The organism is Sphingomonas bacterium, assembly GCF_903643035.1.
In the GTDB taxonomy this organism is placed as follows: domain Bacteria; phylum Pseudomonadota; class Alphaproteobacteria; order Sphingomonadales; family Sphingomonadaceae; genus Sphingomonas.
Genome location: NZ_CAHJWW010000280.1, coordinates 1 through 3,589, shown reverse-complemented (window position 1 = coordinate 3,589; position 3,589 = coordinate 1). Strand labels below are relative to the sequence as shown.

At 72.3% G+C, this 3,589-nt stretch carries 4 protein-coding genes; 2 read left to right on the top strand and 2 right to left on the bottom strand.

The genetic code is table 11. The features are described from left to right. Nucleotides 1–72 precede the first annotated feature (72 nt). The gene (locus tag HUV01_RS13805) at nt 73–612 is read left to right on the top strand and encodes a YdcF family protein (protein ID WP_174298792.1); all 540 of its coding nucleotides are present in this window, start codon (nt 73–75) and stop codon (nt 610–612) included. A 17-nt stretch (nt 613–629) separates the two neighbouring features. Then, nucleotides 630–1,394 (top strand): lysophospholipid acyltransferase family protein, encoded by a 765-nt coding sequence (locus HUV01_RS13800; protein WP_174298793.1) that lies wholly within the window; start codon nt 630–632, stop codon nt 1,392–1,394. Here the strand turns inward: HUV01_RS13800 and HUV01_RS13795 are convergent. Next, a complete protein-coding gene (locus HUV01_RS13795; protein WP_174298791.1) occupies nt 1,339–2,244 on the bottom strand; it encodes a prephenate/arogenate dehydrogenase family protein in 906 nt (301 codons plus the stop codon). The genes HUV01_RS13800 and HUV01_RS13795 overlap by 56 nt on opposite strands. Further along, a complete protein-coding gene (hisC, locus tag HUV01_RS13790; protein ID WP_217431016.1) occupies nt 2,244–3,323 on the bottom strand; it encodes a histidinol-phosphate transaminase in 1,080 nt (359 codons plus the stop codon). The genes HUV01_RS13795 and hisC overlap by 1 nt, the downstream gene beginning before the upstream one ends. Nucleotides 3,324–3,589 lie beyond the last annotated feature (266 nt).

Here is a 3,589-nt window from a genome sequence, read left to right as displayed (position 1 = left end):
CGGTGGGGCCGGGACCGGGGCCAGGGCTGGGGCCAGGGCCAGGGCCAGGGCCGGGGCCGGGGCAGGCCGGCGATGATCCGCCGGCTGATCGGCCTGGTCGCGCTCGCCTGGGTACTGGGCTTTGCCGCGTTCATGCTGACGCTGTCGCCGCCGCTCGACGTTGGCAGCACCACGGACGCGATCGTCGTCCCGACCGGCGGGCCGGGGCGGATCGATCGCGGGCTCGACCTGCTGCGCGCGCGCCAGGCGCACCGGCTGCTCGTGACGGGCGTGGCGCCGGGCGTGCGCGCGGCGGACCTCGCGCGTCGCTACCATGTGTCGTCGGGGCTGTTCGCCTGCTGCGTGGATCTCGGCGCGGAGGCGGTGGACACGCGCTCCAACGCGGAAGAGACCGCGCGGTGGGTGCGGGTTCACGGCTATCGCTCGATCCGGCTCGTCACCTCGGACTGGCACATGCGGCGCGCGCGGATGGAGCTGGTCGCGGCGCTCGGCCCCGGCGTGCCGGTGGTCGTCGACGGGGTGCCGGGAGAGGCGAGGCTGGGGCTGCTGGTGAGCGAGTACGACAAGCTGCTGCTGCGCCGCGTGGCGCTGTGGCTCGGGATCGGGCGGTGAGCGGGCCGGCGACGGACATGGACGGGGAGCCGCCGGTCATCCCGCGCTGGCGGCGGTGGGCCTTCGACCTGGTCTTCTACGCAGGGTCGGTGCCGATCATGATGACGGTCCCGGTCAGCGCGCTGTTCGGCCAAAAGGCCGTGATCGCGCATGCGACGGTATGGACCAGCTTCTACCACTGGACCCTCCGCCGCCTCCTCGGCCTGACGGTCGTGGTGGAGGGCGACCGACCCATTGGCCCAGCCCTCTACGCCGCCAAGCACCAGGCCATGTTCGAGACGCTGGAACTACAGCGGCTGCTCGACGGGCCGGCGATGGCGCTGAAGCAGGAACTGGCGACAATCCCCGTCTGGGGCTGGGCGGCGCGGCGGTACGGCGCGCTGGTGGTGGACCGCGATGGCTCGGCGACCGCACTGCGCACGATGATGCGCGAGGCGCGGGCGGCAAAGGCGGACGGCCGCTCGATCCTGATCTTCCCCGAGGGCACGCGCGTGGCGCCCGGCGAGACGCCGCCGCTGAAATCGGGGTTCGCGGGGCTGTACCGGATGCTGGCGATCCCGACGGTGCCGGTGGCGGTCGACAGCGGCCGGCTGCTTCCCCGCCAAGGTCCGCGCCGGCGCGGGACGGTGACGATCCGATTCGGAGAGGTCGTTCCTCCCGGCCTGCCCAGGCACGAGGCGGAGGCGCGGGTACACGCCGCCATCAACGCGCTGGAGCGTGGACAGGCTATTCGTGCGTTCGCCCGAAGTCCGGTCTCGCGTCGTCCTGGCCCTGCTCGATGATACCCCGCCGGATCGCGCGGGTGCGGGTGAACAGGTCGAACAGGGTATCGCCGTCGCCCCAGCGGATCGCGCGCTGGAGCATCGTCACGTCCTCGGTCAGCCGCTGGAGGATCTCAAGCACCGCCTCGCGGTTGTTCAGGAACACGTCGCGCCACATCGTCGGGTCCGACGCCGCGATGCGCGTGAAGTCGCGAAAGCCGCCAGCGGAAAACTTCACGACCTCGCCGCGGGTCACCTCTTCCAGGTCCGACGCGGTGCCGACGATCGAATAGGCGATGAGGTGCGGGACGTGGCTCGTGACGGCGAGCACCAGGTCGTGGTGCCTGGGGCTCATGATCTCGACGTTCGCGCCCAACTCCTCCCAGAACGTCCGCAGCCGGGCGATCGGCACCGGATCGGCGTCCTCCCCAGGTGTCAGGATGCACCAGCGGCCGCGAAAGAGGCTCGCGAATCCGGCTTCAGGTCCGCTGTGCTCGGTTCCCGCGACCGGATGGCCCGGCACGATCGTCGCATGCGGCAGCGCGGCGCGCAGCGCGGCGGCGACGCTCTCCTTGGCGCCGCCGACGTCGGTGACGATCGCGTCCGCCGGCAGCCGGTCGCGGATCGCCGCCGCCGCCGCCGCCATCGCACCGACGGGCACGCACAGCACGACGAGGTCCGCGTCCATCACCGCGGCCCCCGCTGTGTCGACGACGTCGAGTAGGTCGATGCGGAAAGCCGTATTACGCACCGCCGGGTCCGCGTCATGCCCGGTCAGCCGCACCGTCGGCATATGCAGCCGCACCGCTCGTGCGATCGACGACCCGATCAGCCCCAGCCCGATAATGCCGACACGGGCAAAGGGCGCCATCAGCCCGCCACGGCCTCCGCTCCTGCCTGCGCGCGCAGCACCTTGACCACAGCCGCCATGTCCTCGTCGCGGCCGATCGTGATGCGCAGCGCGTCGGGCAGGCCCTGCGCCGGCAGCCAGCGCACGGCATAGCCCGCCGCCATCAGCGCACCGTACGCCGCCTCCGCGCTTCCCGCCGGCGCGAAGGTGACCAGCACGAAATTGGCCTCGCTCGGCACGGCGCGAAGACCGGCGTTTCCCAGCGCCTCGATCTGCGTCACGAACGCCGCCCTTACGCGCGCATTGTGGTCGCGCGAGGCGGCGACGAAGCCGGTGTCGGCCAGCGCCGCGATGGCCGCCTGCTGGCCCGCGATCGTCACGTTGAACGGCGCGCGGATGCGGTGCATCGCGTCGATTACCGCCGGCGATCCATATCCCCAGCCGATCCGCTCGGCGGCCAGGCCGTGGATCTTGGAGAAGGTCCGCGTCACCAGCACGTTGGGATGCACCCGCGCGAGCTCCAGCCCGCCGTCGTCGTCCTGCGGCGCGACGTACTCGGCATAGGCCTGGTCGAGCACCAGCAGCACGTCGGCGGGCAATCCCGCGTGCAGCCGCGCGATCTCGCCGCGGGGCGAGTAGGTGCCGGTCGGATTGTTGGGGTTGGCGACGAAGACCACGCGCGTCCGCTGCGTCACGCAGGCCAGGATGGCATCGACGTCAGTCGCATAGTCGCGGTCGGACGCCACGACCGGCACCGCGCCGACGCGCCGCGTGGCGATGTCGTAGACGGAAAACCCATAACGGACGTAGATCACCTCGTCCCCCAGCCCCGCGAACGCGCCGGCGGCAAGATGCAGCACCTCGTCCGATCCGGTACCGTGCACGATCCGGTCCGGCTCGATCCCGTGCGCGGCCGCGATCGCCTCGCGCAAGCCCGTCGCGCCCGCGTCGGGATAACGTTCCAGCTCGCGCGCGGCGGCGGCGAACGCGGCGCGGGCGGTGGCGCTGGTCCCCAGCGGATTCTCGTTGGAGGACAGTTTGATCACCGGTCGCCCATCGTAGGCGGTCGCGCGGCCGGGGACATAGGGAGCGATGCCCATGATCCACGGCTTGGGCGCCGGACATGGCAGGGGGGCGGGCGCGGGCGTGCGGTCGGCGGCCGGGGAGGCAGGCGTAGTCATGTCGGGCGCATGAACCGGGTACGGCGCTGGCGCAAGCGGCGTGGCTGCTGCTAGGGCCGGGACGGTTCCAGGGGGCATGATGCGGGCAGGCGGTATCTGGCAGGCGCTCGACGCCGCGCGTCGCGCGAACCTCGCCGATGCGGGCGAGGCGCCGCCGCTGCCGGGACGCGAGGGCGAGAGCCGCC